This is a genomic window from Acinetobacter sp. AHP123, assembly GCF_023757925.1.
Classification (GTDB): domain Bacteria; phylum Pseudomonadota; class Gammaproteobacteria; order Pseudomonadales; family Moraxellaceae; genus Acinetobacter; species Acinetobacter oleivorans.
Map to the genome: position 1 here is coordinate 1,050,998 of NZ_CP092454.1, position 24,735 is coordinate 1,075,732.

Genomic DNA, 24,735 nt, shown 5'->3' on the forward strand with positions numbered 1-24,735 from the left:
ATATGTTAATTTTAAAGAGAATTCTACGTTCACTAAGAAATTGGATTCAAAAACAGCAAATTACTAATACTATTAGACATTTTGATGAAAAAGTGGACCATACAAAATGGCAGGGAGCTGATTTTTTCCCAAACTATTTTACTCCCTTTAAATTGCCAGAACCTCCAAAATATGATGCGCAGGGAGTCTATTATAGTACCTTGATCGATGATAATGTGGGAGCTCTGGCAGCCAAAATTACTGAAGATTTCAAAGATAAAATTTTTGACTTCTTAGGGCCTGATACTCGATTAGATGATATATATTTATTTTGGTATGACCCATCTAAAAGAAAGGAATGGAGTTTATCTAATTCATGGCATGATGATAATGTAGGACACCGTATTAAAATATATGTTTGTTTCGAAGGTAATGGTAATACACCAACTGTTGTTATTCCCAATAGCTATAATAAACCTTATACACAGAACAAAAGTGAAATTCTTCGTTTTTCCGGAAGAAGAGATATTACAGCTAATCATAAAGAAATTAAGCTAAACTACAAATCTGGGGATATTGCTATCTTTGATACTACTTGTTTACACCGTGGGTTATATGAAGAGCCTGCATCTATTCGCTCGGTTCTAGTAATGGAATACATTAATCGAAATAAAGCTAATCTTATTACCGGAAAAGCGCCATGTGGTCCAGGAACAAGTAGAACTGGAAAAATTATTTTTACTGAGAATACTTATAAAGCTTTAAAGATAACAGGATTAGTTGATGAGCAACTTATAGAAAAACAAGGAAATGAATATTTTTATGCTCAATCAAATCTTAAGAAATAATTGAATGCAAATTATACAAGTTGGAATTAAATTACTATTCCAACTTGTATAATCTCCATACAACTCTAACTATTAAATTTTGAAAAATAGTTTTAATAAAATCTATAAATTATATCCATTAGGATTCTGCTTCTGCCAATTCCAACTATCCTTGAGCATATCTTCTAAGCCATATTGCGGCTGCCAACCTAACTCAGCAACTGCACGGCTATTGTCTGCAAAAGAAGTCGCAACATCGCCAGCTCGACGTGCTACAAACTCAAAGGCTACAGGTATGCCATTAACTTGTTCAAAGGTGTCTTTAACTTGCAAAACAGATGAACCATTACCTGTACCGATATTCCATGCTCGGCAACCTTTCGACTGTAAACGGTTATTTAAAGCACACAAATGTGCATTCGCTAAGTCAACCACATGAATATAATCACGCACACCAGTACCATCTACCGTGTCATAGTCATTACCATAAATAGATAATTTCTCACGGCGACCAATAGCAACTTGCGTCACATATGGCATTAAATTATTTGGAATACCTTGTGGATCCTCACCAATACAGCCACTCTTATGTGCACCTACTGGATTAAAATAACGAAGTAATGCGATTGACCACTTTGGATTAGATACTGACAAATTTTGCAATAATTGTTCAACAATCAACTTAGTGTAACCATAGTTATTACTCGGGATACCTGTTGGCATGTCTTCATTTAATGGCGATATATTGGCTTCGTCATACACTGTTGCAGAGGAACTAAATACAAGTGTGTAAACACCAGCCTTTTCCATTGAATTAACCAGTTGAATACTACCCGCAATATTATTATCAAAATAAATGAGCGGTTTTTCTTGGCTTTCACCTACTGCTTTTAAACCTGCGAAATGAATAACAGCATCAATTGAATGATTTTTGAGAACACGATCAAGTTCATTTGCATTACGAATATCACCCTGTACAAAAGTTAAACTTTTTTGGGCGATATCTTGAACTCTATTTAAAGATTCTTCTGAACTATTCGAAAGATTATCAAAAACAATAACTTCATGACCAGCCTGTAAAAGCTCAACACATGTGTGTGAACCAATATAGCCCGCCCCACCAGTGACTAAAATTTTAGCCATCCACCTTTCCTAATAATATTTTAATTAACCCCCGTGTTGAGGCATCAAGTTTTGAAAAATCATTCTGAATGCCGTTTAAAATCGGAAGTAGCTGATCAGCAATCTGTTTACCTTTTTCAACACCCCATTGGTCAAATGGGTTGATATTCCAAATTACAGACTGCACAAATACTTTATGTTCATATAAAGCAATTAACATTCCTAGATTATACGGGTTTAGCTCATCTAATAATAATGTAGAACTTGGTTGATTACCTTCGTATTGCTTATAAATTGGTAAATTTTCTAATTCAGTTGAGTCTAAAGCATCATTACCAAAGGCTAATAATCTTGATTGTGCCAAACAATTTGACAGTGCAAGATGATGTTGTTCAACTAGAGCTTCTGCATTTTCAACATAGGTAAAATGATCTGCGTTATAACGTTGAATTGGCGCAATAAAATCACAGCTTACTGCTTGAGAACCTTGATGTAACAACTGATAAAAAGCATGCTGTGCATTAGGTCCAACTTCGCCCCATATAATAGGGCAAGTATCAAGCTCAACTTTTAACCCATTACGCTGTACTGACTTCCCATTAGATTCCATTTCTAGCTGTTGCAGATAAGCTGCAAAATACTTTAATCTCCCATCATAGGGTAATACTGCATGGGTCTGAATATTTAAAAAGTTATTATTCCAGATTCCTAATAATGCCATCAAAACTGGGATATTTTGATCAAAACTTGTATTTTGAAAATGCTCATCGACGGCATGAGCACCTGCTAAAAGTTGCTGAAAGCCTTCCACACCAATCGTCAAAGCAATAGGTAAACCGATACAAGACCATAAAGAATAACGCCCACCTACCCAGTCCCACAGTAGTAACTGGTTTTCAGGCGCAATTCCCCATTCAGACATTTTGTCAGATTTTGTAGATATACCAATAAAGTGACTTTTTAATACACGAGCATGTGTTCCTAATGCCTTCTCAAGCCACTGACGAACTGTTTGTGCATTTGATAAGGTATCAATCGTACCAAAAGATTTAGATGAAATAATAAACAAAGTTGTTTCAGGACGAAGTTGATGGAGTAACTCAGATAACTGACTACCATCCATAGTCGAAACAAAATGAATATTTAAGGGCTTAGCTGTTTTTACCTTAAAATCAGATAAAGCATGCGTGACCATTTGTGGTCCTAAATCAGACCCACCCACCCCAATATTAACAACGTCTTGAATCACCTCACCAGTTGAACCCCGATATTGCCCTGCATGGATTTTTTCCACTAAGGCATACATACGTTGTAACTGGCTATGAACTTGTTCTGTTAAATCTGGAAACTTCGAATAGTTAACAGGTAAACGCAATGCCCAGTGCATTGCTTCACGTTGCTCAGTGCAGTTAATCTTATTCTGTGAAAAAAGGCGATTAATCCATTCGGTTAAATTTTTAGTATTTGCAAGAGCTACTAATTGTCCCAAAATATCTTTGGTTAAGCGATGCTTACTATAATCAAAAAATAATTGATCAAATTTTACAGAATAATTTTGAAAACGATCTGGCTCTAAAGCAAATAGTTCTTTTATATGTAATTTTGAGTTTTTTTCACCTAAATTTTGAAGATGAGTTACAGGTAAGGCTAATTCCTTTGGAAATTGCTCAATTGATTTACTCATAAGCGACCTACTCCTTCATAAGCAAAACCTTTCGCCTTTACATACGCAGGATCATAAATATTACGTCCATCTAAAATTAAAGGATGTTTCATTAACTGTTGTAGTTGCTTAAAGTCAGGACTCCAATATTGCTTCCATGCCGTGACTAGACATAGCGCATGAGCATCTCGTACCGCCTCATATTGGTCCGTACATAAAATTAAATCTTCACGATGCCCATAAGTTGCAGCTATTTCATCTAAAGCTTGAGGGTCATGCAGACGTACTATTACCCCCTGTGCCCATAATGCAGCTAATAAAATATGAATCGGTGAGTTATGTATATTCGAAGTATTTTCTTTAAAAGAAGCTCCCCAAATCGCAACTGTTTTACCATTTAGGCTACAGTGATAATAATTCCATAACTTACGAAATAAAATTTCTTTCTGCTGCTCATTAATCGCCCAAACCTGTTCTAAAAGGCGGCTTTTTGTTCCAGTTTCAGACACAGTACTCGAAAGTGTTAAAATATCATGCGAAAAGTTCTCACCGCCAAATCCGACACCCGGCGATAAATATGCAGCACCAATACGTGTGTCAGCAGCGATACCATGCTTTACATTCGCAATATCAATACCCAATTTTTCAGCCACCATAGCCAAGTCATTCATATAACTAATGCGGGTAGCCAACATGCCTGAAATACTAAGTTTGGTGAACTCAGCATCTAAAATCGGCATAAATAAATATTGATAACTAAATTGGAAAAAAGGACGCAATAACTCTTGCATGGTTTCACTTGCGTTCCTAGATTCAACACCAACAATGACATGTTTTACATTCAATACACTATTGATGGCATTACCCTCCTGAATCACATCAGGAAAGTAAACCCACTCATCTTTTAGCAAGTGCTGTTTTAATTTTTCTGTCCCGTGTAAACCAAAAGTAGAGCCATTAATCATTAATCTAGGATGAACAATTGGTCGCTCACTCAGTTTTTGTACGGTTTTTAAAGCAAGTTCAATTTGTGTAGGACTAAAACAAAATAAATATACTTCAATATCTAAAGGGATCTCGGAAAAAGCACTTTCTTTTAAAAAACCAGCTTTTCTCTGTTTATTTAAATAATTATTTACGTCTTGATCTTGATATGAAAGGACAGAAATATCTTCTTCACAACTTACACAGGTACACCAGTAAATTTGGTTACCATATTCAGCTAATAATGCCGCCATAACACCGGCATGTAACGTTGTTCCAAATACTGCGATTTTCATTGCACACCTGATTTTTTCGTATTTTATAGATTTCTCTTCCCGTTACAGGAAGAGAATATACTGCTCAGCTACTATCTTCAGTAGTTTTTACAAATACTTAAGCAGAACTACAAAACTTTATAATTTAAGTTCTTGAATCAGCTGTTTAAATTCTAATCCTAATTTAGGGTGTGCAACACCATAGTGTAGTATAGCTTTCAAATACCCGAGCTTACTGCCACAGTCAAAAGTTTGGCCTTGCATCCGATAGGCTTCAACAGTATCTGTTTCTTGAAGCATCGCAATTGCATCAGTTAACTGAATTTCATTGCCCGCGCCTTTCGGAGTGCTTTCTAAAAGCTGCATAATCTTAGCAGGTAAAATATAACGACCCACCACAGATAAATTAGAAGGTGCAGAACCTATAGCAGGTTTTTCGATAATTCCCTGCATAGCAATACTTTCACCCTCATTCGGGCTCTGCTTCACATCAACAATTCCATACTGATCTACGAGATGGTCTGGTACTGCTTCAACCATGATTTGAGCAGCTTGACTTGACTCATAACGTAAAATCATACGCGATAAATCGTTTTTTCCTGAGTTATCTTGAACCAACACATCTGGCAACAACACAGCAAAATCATCTTGCCCAACAATACTTTTTGCACATAAAACAGCATGTCCCAAACCCAAAGGTTGGGGTTGTCTTACACTTACCACACTTACATGAGATGGAATAATCTGCGTAATTTCTTCAAGTAAATCGAACTTTTTCTTTTGCTCTAGAGTCATTTCTAGTTCAAAGTTTCGATCAAAATAATTTTCAATTGATGCCTTAGACGAATGAGTTACCAAAATAATTTGCTCAATTCCAGCTTCTACAGCTTCCCGCACGACATATTCAATTGCAGGACGATCAACCACTGTGACCATTTCTTTTGGAATTGACTTACTTGCTGGTAAAAAACGTGTACCTAATCCAGCTACTGGTAAAACTGCCTTTTTAATCATGTGAATATTTACTTATAGACTTGCTTTATCTTCATCGCGCGCTGAACCAGAAAAACGACTCGCACCTACCAATTGATCTGGCGCATTAATGCCTTCTTTTTTCAACATAACCAATACTGTTCTCGCCATAATCTTAAAATCTAGAGATAGATTATGTGTTTCAACATATTCTATATCAAGCTCAAATTTTTCTTCCCAACTTAAGTTATTTCTTCCACTGATCTGAGCAAGGCCTGTCATACCTGGTTTAACATCATGACGACGCATTTGTCGAGAGGTATAATGTTCTAAAAAATCAGCTAACTGAGGTCGGGGACCAACAATACTCATATCACCTTTTAAAACATTAATGAGCTGCGGCATTTCATCTAGAGTTGTAGAACGCAACTTATGCCCAAATGGGGTAATTCTCTCTTCATCTGGTAAGGGATTACCTTCAGAATCGAACGCATCTTTCATAGAACGGAATTTAATCATTTTAAATAATTTTCCGTCTTTCCCCGGTCTTTCTTGATAAAAGAGGACTGGAGAACCTAAATTTTTACGAACCTTATATGCTACCCAAAAAAAGATTGGGGACAAAATGATTAATGCGGTTAAGGAAATTACGATGTCAACTATCCGTTTCATCATGTATTCACTCTTATTTTCAATTGATTTACAAAGAAAACTAAAAAATATGCTTTATTTAGCATTTGTCTCTCTCAAGACGATTTATGCAGAGCATACTATCATAGATTGGATGACGTAACTTTTACCCTGCTATAAAACGTACTTCAATATTACTTATTTGTTATCTAAAAAATCATCCATCTACCTTACTAAACCACTATAACTTTTTGACTTTCAAAAATAAATAAAATATTGATATTTAAAATATTTTGAAACACTTCATCTCTTCAGTATCAACTATAAAATTATAGTTTTCATGTTTTAGATTTTAGTTCTGCATCAATTTCAAAACAAAAATAAACATTTCTTTTGAGAAGTGAGAGCCAAAGTTAATCTACGAATTTAGAAAAACTAAAAAAACTCTATATATAGTATTAGAAAAATTTATATAGTCCTATGAAAAATCATAAGTTTTATTCTGATTTACCAGCTTTAAAATATAGAGCTAAAAATATTAAAGGAATGTAAGTAATGATTAAACCAAATAATGGAGATATACTTTTATTTAATACAAAAAATGCACAAGGCATTAACCAGACAAAATTAATTAATAAAATTGCTAAAGACACTACTGTATGACTAGAAAAATATCTAGCAGCATATTGATAAGCATGACTTCGGTGTGCCTGATAAATTTTTTCACCTCGGAAGATACGTCTCACGAGTGTAAATGTAGCATCTACAATAAAAATTCCTAAACAGATAACCCAAGCCAGAAATAAATTAAAATCTATTTTTAATGCATATAAAGCAAGAACTGCGAATAAAAATCCTAAAAAACTACTGCCTACATCTCCCATAAAAATTTTTGCTTTTGGAAAATTCCAAAATAGAAAACCACTCACTATAGAAGCTATTGCAAGTAATATAAAATTATTAGAACCATACCAGCCATATATCAAAGCTAAATTTACTCCTACAGATATTGCTTCAATACTTGCGATGCCATTAATGCCATCCATGAAATTATATAAATTTAACATCCAGACAAGAAATAAGACTGCCAAAATATTGGTAAAAAACCCTAAACTTAAGTCATTAAAAACAGCAACTTGACTAAGATCACTCAAATTAAACACTATGAAAATTGCAGCAATAAAATGAATAGTTAAACGAAGCATAGAGTTGATATGAGTATGGTCATCACAAAAACCGAGAATAGCAATGCCTAAACATCCTCCACCTATGACGAAGAACTCATTAAAACTTATCAATTGATTTATAAAACAATAGAACAAAGCTAACATGAAAGTTAAGACAATTGCTAAACCACCACCACGCGGTGTTGGTGCAACATGTGAGCTTCTAAAATTAGGTAAATCAATAATATTTTTTTTTAAGGCATATCTGCGAACGCAATAAGTCAAAGTAAAAGAAAGAAGAAAAAAAAGAATGAGAGGGATCACGACATTCATACTAGCGTTAATTTTTTTTAAACATTAAATTTAAGCAGTCATCAACACTATAAGGTGCTTTCCAATCCAATAGTTCTACATTCTTTGATGTATCAACCACTAATGACGAACAAAGTCTTAAGGCAATAGCCTCTTTATTAAAAAGTTTAGCTACATAGTTAATCAGTACTTTAGGTACAGGTAAGGCGATAAGCTTTTTACCTTGAACTTTAGCTAGCTTCGTAAATAATTCTTTAACAGTTATATCATCTTGATCACTTATCAAAAAAATTTGATTTTTTGCTAAAGGATGTAATAAACAAATATCGATAAAATCAATTAAATTATAAATACTTACCATACTTCTTTTATTATCAAGACAGCCAACAGGTAAAGGAATTCCTTTTGCAGCCAGATTTACCATACTCTTAAAGTTCACCTTAACATTTGGCCCATAAATTAATACTGGACGAATAATAACTACATCCATTTTAACGTTTTGAGCCAAATTTAATAAAGCTTGCTCAGCTTCAAATTTTGATAATCCATAAGGATCTTGAGGATTTGAAACACTTTCATTTGGTGTAAATGGCTTATTGGCAGTTACTTCACCATTTACCTTTATACTACTCATAAAGATAAAACGTTTCACGCCAGCTTTAGCTGCTTTTTTTGCTAAATTAAGTGTACCTTCTACATTTATCTGTCTATAAATGGAAAGTGGCTCACTCTCTACTTCTTTCATAATATGAGCACGTCCAGCACAATGCACGACAACATCTACTGAACTTAAATCAAGATTTGTTAGATCATCATTTAAATCAAAAATGATAGTTTCTATGGACGTACTTAAATTTTGTGTTTTTTCCCGAATTTGAGCAAGAACACTATATTCGGGAATTGTCGAAAAATATTCACATAAATGTGAACCCACAAAACCATTACTTCCTGTAATTAATATCTTCATTTTTAAAGTACAGTCTTAAGAAAGCTTTCTAATAATTTTTAGAATTTTATCCATTGCTACTCTTTCTGAATAAAATTCATTGAGTATTTTTCTTGACGAATTAAACGAATATTGATGTTTTGCTAACACAATTTCATCAAGTTGTTTAGCCAACAAATCTTCATTATTAGGGGGAACCACCCAACCAATATGATGTGTATTAATCATATCTGCGACTTCTGATTCACTATCCATAATCGCGAGCAAAGGTTTATCAGCCGCCATAGAAAAATAAGATTTACTGGGAACACCTAAACCTAACATTCCATCAGCCAATGTAATTAATGCAACATCACAAGCATTTAAACCCGTCGTTTTTTCTTTCTGATCTAAAGATCCATAGTAAAGAATATTTTGAGAACCTAAAGACTGAATTTGCTCTTTAAGACGAGCCACGTATGCACCATCACCAATAAAAATGAATTTTGCCAAATGTGCATATTCCATTTTCTGAATCGCATGCAGAATATTTTCTACACCTTGAACACGGCCAATATTTCCGAAGAATTGAAAAATCGTAGTTTCACTATCAAGCCAATTCAATTCTTTTAAAATTCGGTTATCAGTTTTAAGTTCTGTACCAATATCCGAAGAATCAATCCAGTTCTGCACTACAGTAATATTGTTATTTTGATTCGTTTTTTGATGCACTAATTCTTTCATGTCTTTGCCAATGACAATAACCTCATCAGCACTTGCATAAATCCTATCAAATAAACTTTTTAATATTTTAAATAGAAAATGATCATTTTTTAAAATTTTAGCCGCTGCCAAATTTTCTGGAAAAACATCATGAACTAACAATATCCATTTAAAATTTAGAAACTTTTTAATAATGAATAAAACAAAAAGGAGCAAAATAGGAGTCGTACCTGTAAAGACTATACTATCCTTTTTCACTACTTTCAGAGTTTTAGTTAAGAAACTAAAAGCAATAACTAACTCATATAAAAATCTTTTAAACAAACTCGCTTTATTAGGCTTTTTAGCTTTAATAAAATGTGCATTTGCATGTTGAGGACAATTCGTATCCTCTTTTGCAATAAGAACAAGGTCTATATCACTTTGTATATTCAACGTGTCATACAATTTTCCTAACAAGTAACCTGTCGTATTTTGATATGGGTGATAATATTCTGTGATTAAATAGACCTTCTTCTTCACTGCTTAAACCTCAATACTTTTTCCAAATCACTCGATTTACATAATCTGTGTAACTCATAATGATACGCACAACTTTTTCACTTACATTTGGCATGCTGTAGTCTTCAACTAAACGTAAAAGACGATTTTCGCCTCTAGACTGCCCTTCTAAAATTGCCAAACCTTGTAAAATGCGTTCCGCTTTTAAACCTACCATCATTACAGCAGCTTCTTCCATTCCTTCTGGACGCTCATGCGCTTGACGTAAGTTAAGTGCAGGGAAATTCAAGATTGATGATTCTTCATTAATCGTTCCACTATCAGACAATGCCGCTTTTGCTGAAAGCTGTAACTTATTGTAGTCGCTAAAACCTAGTGGTTTTAATAATTGAATTAAAGGATGAAATTCAACATTTAACTCTTCAATACGTTTACGCGTACGCGGATGTGTCGATACAATCACAGGGTACTGATATTGCTCTGCAACTGCATTTAACATTTCAACCAAATCTAAGAAATTCTGATCTGAATTAATATTTTCTTCACGGTGAGCACTCACAATAAAATATTCATGCTCTTTTAAATTTAAACGTTCAAGGACATCAGAAGCTTCTATTTTTGCTTTGTAATGATGAAGTACCTCAAACATTGGACTACCCGTTTTGATTACTAAGTCAGCTGGTAAGCCTTCTGCTAATAAATAATCGCGAGCAATCGTACTGTAAGTTAAATTGATATCAGCAGTATGATCGACAATTCGGCGGTTAATTTCTTCAGGAACTCGCATATCAAAACAACGGTTTCCAGCTTCCATGTGGAAAGTTGGAATCTTGCGGCGTTTTGCAGGTAGGACTGCCATACAGCTGTTAGTATCACCTAAAACAAGTAAAGCTTCAGGTTGCACTTCATCTAAAATCTTATCAACTGCAATAATTACATTACCAATCGTTTCTGCACCTGTCACACCCGCTGCATTTAAGAAATGGTCAGGTTTACGAATACCCAAATCAGTAAAGAAAATTTCATTCAATTCATAATCATAGTTTTGACCGGTATGAACAATAACATGATCAAAATACTCATCACACGCAGCCATTACACGAGATAAACGAATAATTTCTGGACGTGTGCCCACCACTGTCATTAACTTTAACTTTTTCACAAATCTATACTCTTAATTTGTTATTGGCATCGCATAAGTATCTGGCTTATCACGATCAAAAATTTCATTTGCCCATAGCATTACTACCATCTCATCTTCACCGATGTTAGTAATATCATGTGTCCAACCCGGTACGGTTTCTACAATTCGTGGTTCATCGCCTTGTGTTTCAAGCTCATAAAATTCACCTGTAACAACATGCTTAAACTTAAATAGTGCCTTACCCTTAATAACAAGAAACTTTTCAGTTTTTGTATGATGATAATGACCACCACGGGTAATTCCTGGATGAGCAGTAAAGTAAGAAAACTGTCCTGCATCTGGTGTCTTTAGCATTTCAACGAATACACCGCGATCATCACCATATTTTGGAACACTGTAATCAAATTGCTCAGACTTTAAGAAGCTTAAATAAGTTGAATAAAGTGCACGAGTTAGCCCAGTTCCCACTCGATCTGTAATAAGCGTATCTCGAGATGCTTTAAAGCCATTTAAAACTTTAGCTAAGTTGCCTACAGTAATTTGGTATTCAGGTTCGACTTGAAAAAATTGTTCAACCTGTTGTCCAGTGATAATATTCCAGAATGTCTCAACTACATCATCGACATAAACAAGACGAATCACAGCATTTTCATCGTGAATTTGTAACGGCAATTCATTTGCAACATTATGGCAAAAAGTTGCAACTGCAGAGTTATAGTTCGGACGTGACCATTTACCAAAAACGTTGGCTAAACGGCAAATATAGACCGGATTACCTTGTGCTTGGTTGAGAGCTACCAATGCCTGCTCTCCACCTAACTTACTTTTACCATAAGGATTATCACGTTCGACCTGAATAGAAGACGATAAGATAATCGGAGTTTTCTTATTCGCTTGCTGCAAAATTTGACAGATCTTTTCAGTTAAAGTGGTATTGCCTTCCGCAAATTCACTTTCATTTAAAGGGCGATTTACACCCGCTAAATGTACAATCCAGTCTGAAGCAAGAATAGATTGCTCTAACTCTTGATCTGTTGTTTTACGATGAGCTTTTAAAATCTCAACTTCAGGTTTCTCTAATAAAAACTGAATAAAGTTTTTTGCAATAAAACCATTAGAACCGGTAACTAAAACTTTCATGCTTACGCCTCTGGTGAAATGTATTCGCCTCTTGTTAATGCGCGAACAAAATCTAGTTTAAGCAATAATTGTTTCATACCTTCTACATCTAGACGAGTAGTGTTATGCGAGTTGTAATCTTCAAACTCAGTAATTTTTAAATCACCATCTTCTACATACTTTTCATAGTTCAAGTCGCGTTGGTCTGCTGGTACGCGGAAATAATCACCTTGATCAAAAGCATGTACCATTTCTTCACGGCTTAATAAAGCTTCGAAAGCTTTTTCACCATGACGGGTACCCATAATAGAAATAGGATGATCTTCAACGTTTAATAACTGTTTTAATGCTTCAGCTAATACTGAAATTGTAGCTGCAGGAGCTTTTTGTACAAAAATATCCCCGTTTTCACCATGCTCGAAAGCATAGAGAACTAAGTCTACCGCATCTTCTAAAGTCATCATGAAACGAGTCATATTCGGATCGGTAATAGTAAGAGGCTTACCTTGACGAATCTGATCAACAAATAAAGGAATTACCGAACCGCGTGATGCCATCACATTGCCATAGCGGGTACCACAGATAACCGTATCTAAACCCTCTAGGTTACGTGACTTTGCGACCATAACTTTTTCCATCATGGCTTTAGAAATACCCATTGCATTAATTGGGTAAACTGCTTTATCCGTACTTAAACATACAACACGCTTAACATGGTTTTGAATGGCTGCTTCAAGTACATTTTCAGTACCCAATACATTGGTCTTTACAGCTTCCATCGGATGAAATTCACATGAAGGAACTTGCTTTAAAGCTGCTGCATGGTAAATATAATCAACACCACGAGTAGCATTCAAAATACTGTTATAGTCGCGCACATCACCTATATAAAATTTTAGCTTTGCTGAATGATATTTCTTGCGCATATCATCTTGCTTTTTTTCATCGCGACTAAAGATACGGATTTCTTTAATATCTGTTTCTAAAAAGCGTTTTAAAACAGCGTTACCAAACGATCCTGTACCACCAGTGATTAATAATGTTTTTCCTTTAAAACTCATATTTTATCCGATAAAAGTAAAATTAAACGATCAATATCATTGGAAATTGTTTTTTCCGAATCTGTTAACTTCTCATTCATTGCCCGAATTATAGCAATTTTGATACTTTCTTTAGTATAAGGATTGAAAGTCAAAGAAGGTTTACACACCTCATAAGCATAAGGTAGATCTGACACAAGGATCTTACAACCCCCATCTATTCCTTCTACAAGGCCTAAACCAAAGCTTTCAGACAAAGAAGGAAAAATTAAATATTCAGAAGACAAATATAGTTGCCCCAATTGTTCTCTATCTATAAAACCAACATTTAAAATAGGATAGCCTAGCTCGACTTTCTCACTAATTAAATTATTCAAAACAACATTATGTTTTGGAACAGTAAGCGTTAAAGAGCCCGATTTAGTTATATCGTAAGCTTCACAAAACGCATGTATTAAATTTTCATGATTTTTATGTGGTCCGCTATTACTCACATAAATAAAAGAATCCTGAGTACGTAAAGGTTTTACAACATCTAAATTTAACGGGGGATAAAAAGGCAATATATAAATATTACTTAAATTCTTATTTAAATATTTTTCAGCAAACTGTTCTTGCATTAATTTACTTTGTACTAACCATTTATCACAATTGTTTTTGTAAAAATTTAAATATAATTGCTTTATTTTATAAACCAACTTACCTTTTAAGCTAAATTCATTAGGGATTTCTAAAAAAAGCTTTTGATGAAAGTAAACAAAAACTTTAGCGTTCAATCGTAATGGAGGCGGAACATTTCCAAAACATAAAACAGATTGAAATTTATCTTTACATTTAGAATAAAAATTTAAACGCTCAGCATGAGAGTTTTTTATAAATTTTACTCTCTCTTGATCTATATCATTAAAATAATCTTGTGTACGACTATCCAATAAATAAAAAACATTAAGCTTTCTTTCTTGAACAATTCCAATTAAATAATTAAGTAGTACTAGACCACCACTATCATTTATATAAACTGCATCAAGTAAAATCATGTCCTATCCTATCAAGAAAAATTTTCTTTTTTACCAAAAAACAAGCAAAATAAAACAAATATTGGCGCTAACATTTCGACACGCAACAGGTTACTTTCGAATACTCCATATAACAGTGAAGCAATAATCATAATTACATATGCACGAGGTATATATTTTTTATAGGAAATAAATGGTGAAAAAAAGTAAATAATAAAAGAAAGAACAATTCCTATTGCTCCTGAAAAAATAATATAACTATTATCTACAGTGATATCTTCATTCAAAGGAACACCAAAGATGATACTCATATTATTTTCAAACAAAAGATCTGTATACTGCTTAAAAAAAGCTGGTCTATAACTAAGAACTTCATTAAAACTACCCCCAGCATTTGAAGCCAAATAAAAACTAACACCAGCTGAAAAAATAATAATAAAATTCAGACTAAAACGCTGAAGTTTATAAAATAAATCTAATTTAGAAATTTGCCAAAGAAATACAATCAATATGCATAAAAACAATGAAGTACGAGCATCTGAAAGTTGAATATAAATTATAGAGCTGATAGCAAAAAAATAAAAAATAATTTTTTTATAAAAATCTTTACCGTTATGAGCAATCATATAAAAATTTAACATAAAAAAATAAAAATAAAAAACACCCAATCTATTAGCATTTGAAAAGCCATAAGAATTTCTTACACGCTCATCAAATGAAGAAATAGAATTTTCCAAGATTCCCGTAAAAATAAAAATATTATGTAGAAAAAAATAAATGACATAACTAAAGAAAGTAAAAACAACAATATTATTTAATTTAACTCGAGACAAACATGAAAAAATAATTAATAGAAAAAAAATATTAAGTAAAATATCATTCCCATTAACAATATAAAAAACAAGTATTAATAAAATACTAAATAAAATTGAATATTTAATCTTACCAATTTGCCCCATATATAAAAGCAATAAAAACAGGCAAACCATCCTTACACTATTTTTCAATAAATTAAAGGCATCTTCTCCTCCCCAGTCAAATGCTGTAAAAAGCATATAGTTAGAAAAAAGTAGAAATAAAGCCAAATACAAAAGAATATCTTCTTTTAATTCTTTAAGAAACACTCTCATATATATTCGCTCCAAATAATAAAAATTAGTTTCATAACACTCTTGGCAATTAAAAACTAATCAACTTTTTCCTAGCCATTAATATAAAAAATACATATCCTAAAAATATAAACCATCCAGTACAAATTTTTGCATATAAATAATAATTCAAATTATAGCTATGTTTGAAAAAGAGGGGGTACATATAATATAAAATTAAGACAATACAGACAGTTAAATTTACTACAACAATCTCCCTTCTTAAATCCAAACCATTCATCACATGATAATAAATTGCCGTTAATGCAAAAGGTATGACTGCTAAAGTTGCCATATGCATTTGAGGAATTAAAAAACTATAATCAGTATATTTAACTACAAAATAATCCATACAAAAATTTGCTACAATTACACCTACTAGAGTAATACCTAAAGTTATAAAAGTTTCTTTCCAAAAAATACGTTTTCCTAATTCACAACTTTGTTTTATGATTTTTACAAACAATAATTCTGCAACACTTGCTGGTATAATCATTAAAGCACTAAAAGCAAACAATATAATACTATAATGGCCTAACTCTTCTCTACCATTAGAATAGTCAATAAAAAATCGATCCATTACTAAATATAAAAAAACCACCAATGAGTTTACAAATAGTAAAAAAGAAGGAACAGCTATTTCTTTGATTACATGTTTCACTCTTTCATATTTAATAAATTGAAAAATTTCTCTTTCTCTATAAAACAAAATAAGTGCGAAAAATAAATAAGATGATAGTAATGAAATAAGATACAGATTAAAATCTAAAGTATAAAAATATATAGCAATAGAAATTAAAAGTGGCACTAACTGGTTATAAAAGACCAGCTTCAACATTTCTGTCAAATTATTTGTTGCTCGATAATAGGCCTTTACAATATTTCCCACTGCAATAAAAACACCACTTGCAGTAAGAATCGAAATTACAACATCCGCTTTATTAAATATAACAGCCACTAATAAAATAAACAAAGCACCAATAAATGTAGTAAACAATACTGTTGCAACTAGATATTTTTTTTCTTCATCCTTTGCTACGGGAATATAACGATCTAGAGAAAATCTAGCGCCTAAATGTGAATAATCTACAAACTGTTGCCATGTTTTAGCAAGAGCTAAGCTGCCTAACTGATAGGAATTTAAATATTTCATTAATAGTAAATTAAATAAAATATTCAAAAATTGAATCATATAATTCAGCAGTATATATATTAACCCTTTTTTAAACATGGCTATTTACTACATCCTTCTTAATTTCATCATAGAAGCTATCTTTCATAGCTTCTCCATTTTTGAAATTCTCAATAATTTCCTTATACTTGTTTAAATAGACTTCTGAATAAACCTCACCTGGCATAATATGGCTTTTTGGTAAGATTTTAGAATGACGTCTACTTTGCGCGACTATATAAAGTAAAACTAATGCTCTATTTACTGTTTCTTTGTCTAAACGTTCAATTTTAGTGATATTATCTAATATACTATAATACTCTTCTACAGTATCTGGTTCTTTAGTAATACCAAATCCATAATAATACCCTTTACCCGCTGTTACTGCTGGTATGCCCAGACAGCTAAACTCGAGCCCTGCCGTGCCTTTTGCAGTAACGATATAATCTGCAAAGTTAACAATAGAGTTAGTATTTAAGTTGTTGGGTAATATATAAATATTCTCTAACCGATATTTTTCTAATAACTCTTCTACAGCTCCTTTTTCATTCCACATATAAGAGCTAGGATGAGCTTTAACAAAAGTATTTACTTGAGTATTTTCATTCAATCTAATTAAGGTTTTTACTAAAAAATCGTAATAGTCGTTAAATAATAAACCTTCACCAACATGTGGAGCATCCGAAAAGGCATGAGACATTACAACAATATTTTTTTTGCTCTTGTCTACTTTCGGAAATATTTCTTTTAACTCATCTAAGCTATAAGTCTTTTTATTCAAAAATGCATTTTTTACATCAATTTGATCAATATTTCCATTAAATCTATTTTCAACATAAGATCTAGCTTCTTTCAAGTATTCAGATGAGGACAATTTTTGATTAAAAAGTTCAATTGAAGGCTTAAGAAAATGCTCTTTTATACTTATAGATGAGTTATAGCATTTATATGCATAAATATCTTTTAAGAAAATCACATTTGTATTACTTACTTTTTTTAATTGTCTAGGTAACAAACCAAATTCAGCATAAACATTATGACTTGTAACTAAATACTTCGGTTTATATTTTTTAATCAAGTATTCATTATTATAAAAGGTCAAAAATGCTCGAAATATTAATCTAAAATGTGTAAACTTAATTTTATCAATTGTATAAGTATTTGGTTTAAATCTAATCAGTGTATCATAAATAAGCTCTCCTACCTCCACACCCTTATGGGTAAGACTAGCTAATTTATTACCATCTTTATATAAAATAACTGTTTTTAAGGTTGTAAAAAAAGCAGGAATAAAGATTGCAGGATTTAAAAAACCTTTCCACCACATATAAAAATTACTGATATTAAAGGATTTATAAATATGTGCTACATCATTCCCTTCTTCATAAAATCCTCTTAAAAACACAACAGGCTTAGCCCCTGTAACCTCTTGTATTGCTTTTCCTATTCTTGCTTTATCCATAATACTTGCTGGACAAGTAATCTGACCTTCTATTAGGCAATAACCGTTTTCAGTTACAGCTGTTTTTTCATTTTTCCAATATTGATTATTGAGTTGAGTAAACTCTTGCTCAATTGGGCTTGGTTTATAGGGCTTAGCATAGCTTATAATTCTTTTCAATTTATTAATCATAAAATACATCCTTACTTCTAAATTAATTACAAGCTAAAGCCATCATCGACAATAATATTTTGACCAGTTACATATCTTGATTGTTCAGAAAGTAAGAATAAAACTGAACCTATGATTTCTGTAACATCTAACATACCAGCTCCGTGGGTATGGTTTTTATATGCTTCTAAAAATGGTTCAGGCTGATGATCAAAGATACCACCTGGACTTACACAATTAATGCGGAACCGACTATCGTTGACATAAGCAACTGTGTATTTATTTAAATGGAGTGTTGCTGATTTAATTGCAGCATACTCAACAGGCATTGTCATTTTCGTGTTGTTATAGATATCAAATTTTGGAGCAACCACTCCATAAATAGATGAGATATTTACAAGCGAAAAAGGAGTCTGGCATTGTGTAAAATATTTTGCACATTGCTGAGTGAACAAAAACATACTACCTAAATGTAGTGATAAGTTCTCATTAAAGCTTTCAAGGGTCACATCAAAAAAGTGTGAACCATATGTCTTATTACGTGGATATGTTGTATTAACAGCTCCATCAATTTTAAGATCTGTTGAAAAAAATAACTTTACACTTGTTTCATTTGTTACATCTAAGGAAACCAACGATAACTTTTCGTTTGTAGGATTAACTCCTACACTACTTAATCGAGTTTCCATAGATTCAACGGTTATATCAGCTGCGATAACTTTTGCACCTTGTTCTAATATAGCCGCCACTAAACGCGTGCCTAATAACCCACCAGCACCAGCTACTAAAAAGGTTTTATTCTGTAATAAATTTTGCATCAATTATTCACCTTTAATAATAGCTTCAGCTAAACGAAAATCGTAAATATCATCGATATCTACGGCTCTTGCTTTTGGCACTTCAATACTCGCAACTTTCCCTGAAAATAAACCATAGTTATTCAGCACAAACTGTGGCGTTGTCGCATAGACTACTGTTGTAATATCAAAAACTTTAGGAGCATCTTGACGGCGTGACACCTCGCCCTCAGGTTGGTTTACAAGCTCAACAAAACCAGTCTCGTTGTGCTTAACCATATTAAAATATGGACTGCGGCTTGCGGGTGTAATTGCAATACAAATATCAGCTGTCTCTGCTTGTCTTTTTAAAATCGCAGCTTCTACATCGTCTTGACTACGTAATGGACTTGTTGCAGGCAAACTAACAAAACCATCAAATGAACCATAGTGCTCAGTTGCCCACTCAACGGCATGACGCCAAGACAACCATTCTGGGCTTTGATCAGTTGCTAGTTCAGCAGGTCGCTCTATAAGAATTGCTCCACCTTCTATAGCGACTTGTGCAATAGCCTGATCATCTGTTGAAACAAAAACTTGTTCAATCAGATCCGATGCTAAAGCTGTATCAATTGAATATTGTAATAACGGTTTACCTGCCAGTGGTTTAATATTTTTTCCTGGTAAACCCTTAGAGCCGCCTCTAGCAAAAATAAATGCAAAATTTCTCATATAAGCAGCCTCATTCTTTCGTCACAAATTCTTTCATCTCTACAATCAGACCAACTGTTCTTTCAGCTTCTTGTAGATTAATAGATTGGTTTGGCTGTCCGTTTATTTTTCTAATAAAATCGGTAACCATTTCTAAATACATTTGATTTTTATCCCACTCAGGGGCGCTATAAATTTCCTGTTGCTCTTTAGCCTTTATAAGCACAACTTCATTTCGAATTAAATCCCATTCAATACATCCTTCACTGCCAATAAAACGGCATTTACGATGTGCTTTACGCTGCAAGAAATCTAAATGGATATTAACAACAGCTCCTTTGGCTGTCGTCATTAAAAGATCGGCATTATCCTCGACTTCCAGACCCAGCTCTTCTGAAGCACGTAAAATGACGTGTTTAGGAGTAAGCGAACCTAAAATCCATTGAGCATAATCTAACTCGTGACTTAGCTCTAATAGGACTCCTCCACCCAATTCAGTTTTAGCGGACACTGTTTCGCGATAATCTTTAGTAGGTCGCCAATCTGGTAAATACTGACCAATTTCAATAAATGCATTATATAAGTTTCCAATGACACCCTCTTGTATCATTTGTCTTACTTGCTGCGCTGAAGGTAAATAGCGCAAACAATAACCTACTGCGACAGGTGTCTTATATTGGGCTTCTGCATCAATTAAAGCTTGAGCATCTGCCTGCGTAACTGAAACTGGTTTTTCTATTAATACAGGGATACCAGCTTTAATAAGCGGTATTGCATGTTGGGCATGGAAAGGAGCTGGTGAAGCAATTATTGCAAACTGAACTTGCAACTGAATAATTTCCTCAATACTTTCTGCTATATGATCACTATCAGTTACTGGCTCTTTAGGAATACGACCACTGGCAGACATCACTATTAATTTTGCTTCAGGAAAAAGCATTTTAAGGTTACGACGATGTCGGGTAGCAATATTACCTAAACCAATAACAGCAATATTTTTCATATTATTCTAGACCCAACATATGAATATCTTTTTGCGCACGGTTATAGTCTTCCATATGACCAATATCAAGCCAGTATTCATGTAAAGGATAACTTAAGACTTTATTTTTCTTTTCCATTTGCTGTTCTAAGATAGTCGGCATACCAATAAACTGTGCATTAACTTGAGCCAACAATTCAGGTGAAATGACATAAATACCTGTATTAATATCAAAAAAGTAACTTGGCTTTTCAGTCATACTTTGTATTTCATTATCTTCTGAATTAACTACGCCATAAGGAATTTGATATTGAAACTCTCGTACACACATTGTTGCAATTGCATCGCGCTTTTCATGAAAATCTAATAACTTTTCAAAATTCATATTTGTTAATACATCACCATTAATCACAATGAATGGCAATTTAATATCTGAAGCTGGCAATAGACTCAATGCACCACCAGTCCCAAGTGGATCAGTTTCATGTACATATTGAATCTGTACATCCAGCTTTTCACCATTACCAAAATGCTCATTAATCACTTCTGGTAAATAGTGGGTAGAAATATAGAATTTATAGAAGCCTTGATTTTTAAAGCTTGAGATAATGGTTTCTAGTAAAGGCTTACCACCAACAGGTAACATCGGTTTCGGGCATGTATCTGTGAGGGGGCGCAAACGAGTACCAAAACCACCAGCCATAATAAAAACTGGATTCTCTTTACGTTTTTTGCGAATCAAATCATCAAGCGTAATAATATTAACGAGTTGATTATTTTTAATTACAGGTAATGCCAGATAACTTTTTTCACGCATGATCTCAAAAATCTGACGATTGTTTAAGCTACCTTCCTCAATACTATAAGGATTCGTATGCATGATTGTTTCAACAGCTGCATGCACATCTTGGCCTTTTAAGAGACCTCTACGAATATCACCGTCTGTAATACTTCCGATCAATTGATTATGATCATCAACCACCAAAACAATTCTTAAAGCATATAAATCAAGAAGTTCTAATGCTTTCAGAATTGAATCATTTTTATGCAAAATTATTTTATTAACATCTCTAGTCACGATTTAATTCCTTAGCAGGTGATCCAATATAGACCTTATTCGGTTCCGTATGTTTCACAACCACAGCACCCGCACCTATAACGGAGTTTTCACCTAAATATTTCAATTGCTCTGGGCTTTTGCCCGGCAAAATAGCAGCATTTGTTCCAATGTAAGTGCCTTGCTTCAAATGAATACAACCAGACACATTAACACCTGGCATGACAGAAACGTAGTTTTCTAGAATACAGTCGTGCCCAATTGTGCTGTTAAAACTTACTATAATAAAATGACCAAAACGACATGAATTTGTAATTCGCGCTCCAGCCGCAATTACCACACCTTTACTATGTTCTAGCAACTCCCGAATGCCATACCCAAGTGATGATTGAGAATGGATCAAATTGGGATAAGGTAAATCGGGATAAGCTTCATATATTTTTTTACGAATCTTTGGATCAGCAACACCTATTGCATACACCGTATCCATTAATGTCGGAATCACTGATTCTGGCAAAATGGGGAAACCAAGTAGGGTGTCACCATCTTTGGCATTTCTTTCTAAAAAAAATATATGGCGGTAGCCTTGATCTATTGCTAAATCTACTAGCTCTTTTGCAAAGCCACCTGAACCAAAAATCGCCAGTTTTTTCATTTAAATTTCAATAAAGTCGTTCTTTTTAAAGCTACGTTTTGCTTTTGTACCAATAACATCCCAATACTTATTTGGTTCTAAACAAACGCGACCTGCTCGTTTTGTCGTAACATTGTCAGAGGTTAAAAGCTCCCCTTCCGCAATATCTGTTTTCGCCACAATACTACGACGTACTAGGTAATAGTTATCGCTTTCTTGCTCTAGCATAAATTTAATACCGTCGCCTAAAGCTGCATGTGTTTTATGCAAAATTTCGACATAATGCTTAAATTCATCTGGTTCCATTGATGCTGCATGGTCTGGGCCAGCCATCGTTTTATCTAATGTAATATGTTTCTCGAAAATTCGAGCACCAAGACTTACACCAATAACCGCTGCATATTCATCAAGCGTATGGTCAGAAAATCCTGTTGCCAAATCAAATACATTTTTTAAAGTTGAAATGGCTTTAAGATTACTTTCTTCAAATAATGCTGGATATTGAGTCACACAGTGTAAAATAGAAACCTGTTCCTTCAACTGTTTACGTACTGAAATTTTAGAATAAGCTTCTCTAAATAACTGCTGAGACGGTCGAACATCTGTTCCCTTATCGATAACAAATGCAAATACTGATAAGGCTTGTTCAATATCACCCAAACTCGCCGTTCCTGTAGATAAAATGACATGTTTTTTTGAACATGCAATTTCATAAAGAAATGGTAAATTTGAAATATCAGCAGATGATACTTTTAAGTAAGGTACATCGATGTCATTTACTAAGAACTTCAAACTGTCAGAATCAAATGGAGTCGAAATAAAAGTGATTTTATGTTCATCACAAAATTTCTGTATTTCTTCTGTCTGCTCATAAGTGAGCTCTAAACTTTTTACAAGCTCTAATTGGCTTTGACTAGAACCTGTATTTTCTTTTTGATATGCAGCCATTTCAGTTTGATCAGATAACAAACTATCTGCTTTAAATGTTTGAAATTTAACAGCGTTCGCACCACAATCTTTGGCTTTTAAAATAAGCTCTTTTGCTAACTCTACAGAGCCATTATGATTTACACCAATTTCTGCAATAATATAAATTTCATCTTGATTAAAGATCATAAAATGGTGCCTTCTTTTTAAAATCCGTCGTTTTAATAAGTTCAATTATTTTTTGAGAAGTGTTGCCAAGCCCTAAAGGTGGGACAACCTGACTCAATTCATCATCTGGAAAATCTATTGCTTTTTGCAATGCTTCTAAAATTTCATTTTCGTCTAATCTAACATCAAGGATAGATTCACAACGCAAACGTCCTTTTTGACGATCACCAATATTTACTGTTGGAACCTGTAATGCTGGGGCTTCAGATAGACCACTTGATGAGTTACCTACCATAGCTAAAGCATTTTTCAAAACACTTAAATAATTTTGAATACCAAAACTCTTTACAAGCACTACACGATCTGGCAACTGTGCTTTTAAATCAAGCATTGCTTTCACAATGTTAGTATTACCATTGTCGGCATTTGGATAACTAAAGACAAAATTGACATCTTTTATTTGCTTAAGTGCATCAAATAAAGGCGCAACATTTTCTTCTAGTAAATTAGTTTCAGGATGATAAGTAATGAGAAAATATGGTTTTGAAAAATCAAAATCATATAATTCGCTTAATTCTGCAATATTTTTAAATGTTGTACGCTGGATATGATCTAAACCTAGTGCGCCAACATTAAATACCTTGTCTGGTTGCTCGCCTAACTGAATAATTCTTTTCTTATATTCCTCTGCCGCGGCAAAATGAATATTGGACATTTTAGTGATCGCATGACGAATTGATTCGTCATATGCACCTTCAGTGATTTCACCACCATGCAAATGTGCAACAGGTACATGCATGATTAAAGCAGCTTGGGTCACTGCCAAAGCTTCGAAACGGTCACCCAAAACAACTAATAAATCAGGCTGCATACGTTTCAATGCATCTGCAAATCCAAGTAAGCCAACACCCATCGATTTCACAACAGCGGATGATGTATCAGATGACAGTAGCATTTCTACCGATTCGGTAATTTCGAAACCATCTTGAACAATAGTTTTCCAAGTTTCGCCATGCTCAGGTGAATAATGCATAGCCGTAGCTAGAATTTGCAACTCTAGCTCTGGATCTTGCTGAATATCTCGCATTAACCAATACAGCAAACCATATTCCGCTCGAGTTCCTGTAAAAACGGCTATTTTTTTCATTCCC

The 24,735-nt window shown here is 33.6% G+C and carries 23 protein-coding genes; 1 reads left to right on the top strand and 22 read right to left on the bottom strand.

The window, feature by feature from the left end:
- Nucleotides 1–2 precede the first annotated feature (2 nt).
- Nucleotides 3–827, top strand: coding sequence for a hypothetical protein (locus MJX77_RS05010; RefSeq protein WP_252060682.1), 825 nt, complete (start codon nt 3–5; stop codon nt 825–827).
- A gap of 102 nt (nt 828–929) precedes the next feature.
- Here the strand turns inward: MJX77_RS05010 and galE are convergent, their stop codons facing one another.
- The 22 genes from galE to neuC all read right to left on the bottom strand — a co-directional run bounded on the left by galE (nt 930) and on the right by neuC (nt 24,731).
- Nucleotides 930–1,949, bottom strand: a complete 1,020-nt coding sequence (gene galE / locus MJX77_RS05015) for a UDP-glucose 4-epimerase GalE (RefSeq protein WP_252060683.1) — start codon at nt 1,947–1,949, stop codon at nt 930–932.
- Entirely contained in the window at nt 1,942–3,612 is a 1,671-nt protein-coding gene (pgi, locus tag MJX77_RS05020; protein WP_252060684.1) for a glucose-6-phosphate isomerase, read from the bottom strand. Before pgi ends, galE begins: the two co-directional genes overlap by 8 nt.
- Nucleotides 3,609–4,871 carry a nucleotide sugar dehydrogenase gene (locus tag MJX77_RS05025; RefSeq protein ID WP_252060685.1) on the bottom strand — a complete coding sequence of 421 codons (1,263 nt, stop codon included), beginning with the start codon at nt 4,869–4,871 and terminating at the stop codon, nt 3,609–3,611. The genes pgi and MJX77_RS05025 overlap by 4 nt, the downstream gene beginning before the upstream one ends.
- Nucleotides 4,872–4,988: 117 nt before the next feature.
- Entirely contained in the window at nt 4,989–5,864 is an 876-nt protein-coding gene (gene galU, locus MJX77_RS05030; protein ID WP_252060686.1) for a UTP--glucose-1-phosphate uridylyltransferase GalU, read from the bottom strand.
- Between the two features lie 12 nt (nt 5,865–5,876).
- On the bottom strand, nt 5,877–6,497 hold the full coding sequence (locus MJX77_RS05035; protein ID WP_004795444.1) for a sugar transferase: 621 nt from the start codon (nt 6,495–6,497) through the stop codon (nt 5,877–5,879).
- 452 nt (nt 6,498–6,949) lie between these two features.
- On the bottom strand, nt 6,950–7,951 hold the full coding sequence (locus MJX77_RS05040) for an MraY family glycosyltransferase (protein WP_252060687.1): 1,002 nt from the start codon (nt 7,949–7,951) through the stop codon (nt 6,950–6,952).
- 7 nt (nt 7,952–7,958) lie between these two features.
- Complete coding sequence (locus tag MJX77_RS05045; RefSeq protein ID WP_252060688.1) at nt 7,959–8,897, bottom strand: NAD-dependent epimerase/dehydratase family protein; 939 nt, start codon at nt 8,895–8,897, stop codon at nt 7,959–7,961.
- A 15-nt stretch (nt 8,898–8,912) separates the two neighbouring features.
- Complete coding sequence (locus MJX77_RS05050) at nt 8,913–10,100, bottom strand: glycosyltransferase family 4 protein (RefSeq protein ID WP_252060689.1); 1,188 nt, start codon at nt 10,098–10,100, stop codon at nt 8,913–8,915.
- Between the two features lie 10 nt (nt 10,101–10,110).
- Nucleotides 10,111–11,241: a non-hydrolyzing UDP-N-acetylglucosamine 2-epimerase gene (gene wecB / locus MJX77_RS05055; protein ID WP_252060690.1), complete on the bottom strand. Its 1,131-nt coding sequence runs from the start codon at nt 11,239–11,241 to the stop codon at nt 10,111–10,113.
- 12 nt (nt 11,242–11,253) lie between these two features.
- Nucleotides 11,254–12,363 carry a UDP-2-acetamido-2,6-beta-L-arabino-hexul-4-ose reductase gene (gene wbjC / locus MJX77_RS05060; protein ID WP_252060691.1) on the bottom strand — a complete coding sequence of 370 codons (1,110 nt, stop codon included), beginning with the start codon at nt 12,361–12,363 and terminating at the stop codon, nt 11,254–11,256.
- A 2-nt stretch (nt 12,364–12,365) separates the two neighbouring features.
- A complete protein-coding gene (locus MJX77_RS05065) occupies nt 12,366–13,403 on the bottom strand; it encodes a polysaccharide biosynthesis protein (protein WP_252060692.1) in 1,038 nt (345 codons plus the stop codon).
- The gene (locus tag MJX77_RS05070; protein ID WP_252060693.1) at nt 13,400–14,419 is read right to left on the bottom strand and encodes a glycosyltransferase; all 1,020 of its coding nucleotides are present in this window, start codon (nt 14,417–14,419) and stop codon (nt 13,400–13,402) included. The genes MJX77_RS05065 and MJX77_RS05070 overlap by 4 nt, the downstream gene beginning before the upstream one ends.
- Nucleotides 14,420–14,430: 11 nt before the next feature.
- A complete protein-coding gene (locus MJX77_RS05075) occupies nt 14,431–15,528 on the bottom strand; it encodes a hypothetical protein (protein ID WP_252060694.1) in 1,098 nt (365 codons plus the stop codon).
- Nucleotides 15,529–15,577: 49 nt separating this feature from the next.
- Complete coding sequence (locus tag MJX77_RS05080; RefSeq protein ID WP_286089234.1) at nt 15,578–16,738, bottom strand: MATE family efflux transporter; 1,161 nt, start codon at nt 16,736–16,738, stop codon at nt 15,578–15,580.
- Between the two features lie 31 nt (nt 16,739–16,769).
- Nucleotides 16,770–18,350, bottom strand: a complete 1,581-nt coding sequence (locus MJX77_RS05085; protein ID WP_252060696.1) for a capsular polysaccharide export protein, LipB/KpsS family — start codon at nt 18,348–18,350, stop codon at nt 16,770–16,772.
- Between the two features lie 26 nt (nt 18,351–18,376).
- A complete protein-coding gene (locus MJX77_RS05090; protein WP_252060697.1) occupies nt 18,377–19,147 on the bottom strand; it encodes an oxidoreductase in 771 nt (256 codons plus the stop codon).
- Between the two features lie 3 nt (nt 19,148–19,150).
- Nucleotides 19,151–19,837: an acylneuraminate cytidylyltransferase family protein gene (locus MJX77_RS05095; RefSeq protein ID WP_252060698.1), complete on the bottom strand. Its 687-nt coding sequence runs from the start codon at nt 19,835–19,837 to the stop codon at nt 19,151–19,153.
- A 10-nt stretch (nt 19,838–19,847) separates the two neighbouring features.
- The gene (locus MJX77_RS05100; RefSeq protein WP_252060699.1) at nt 19,848–20,819 is read right to left on the bottom strand and encodes a Gfo/Idh/MocA family protein; all 972 of its coding nucleotides are present in this window, start codon (nt 20,817–20,819) and stop codon (nt 19,848–19,850) included.
- Nucleotide 20,820: 1 nt separating this feature from the next.
- Nucleotides 20,821–21,876 carry a nucleotidyltransferase family protein gene (locus MJX77_RS05105; protein WP_192834878.1) on the bottom strand — a complete coding sequence of 352 codons (1,056 nt, stop codon included), beginning with the start codon at nt 21,874–21,876 and terminating at the stop codon, nt 20,821–20,823.
- On the bottom strand, nt 21,869–22,510 hold the full coding sequence (locus MJX77_RS05110) for a PglD-related sugar-binding protein (protein ID WP_252060700.1): 642 nt from the start codon (nt 22,508–22,510) through the stop codon (nt 21,869–21,871). Before MJX77_RS05110 ends, MJX77_RS05105 begins: the two co-directional genes overlap by 8 nt.
- Nucleotides 22,511–23,605 carry an N-acetylneuraminate synthase family protein gene (locus MJX77_RS05115; RefSeq protein WP_252060701.1) on the bottom strand — a complete coding sequence of 365 codons (1,095 nt, stop codon included), beginning with the start codon at nt 23,603–23,605 and terminating at the stop codon, nt 22,511–22,513.
- Nucleotides 23,595–24,731, bottom strand: coding sequence for a UDP-N-acetylglucosamine 2-epimerase (gene neuC, locus MJX77_RS05120; protein WP_192834881.1), 1,137 nt, complete (start codon nt 24,729–24,731; stop codon nt 23,595–23,597). The genes MJX77_RS05115 and neuC overlap by 11 nt, the downstream gene beginning before the upstream one ends.
- Nucleotides 24,732–24,735: the final 4 nt, after the last annotated feature.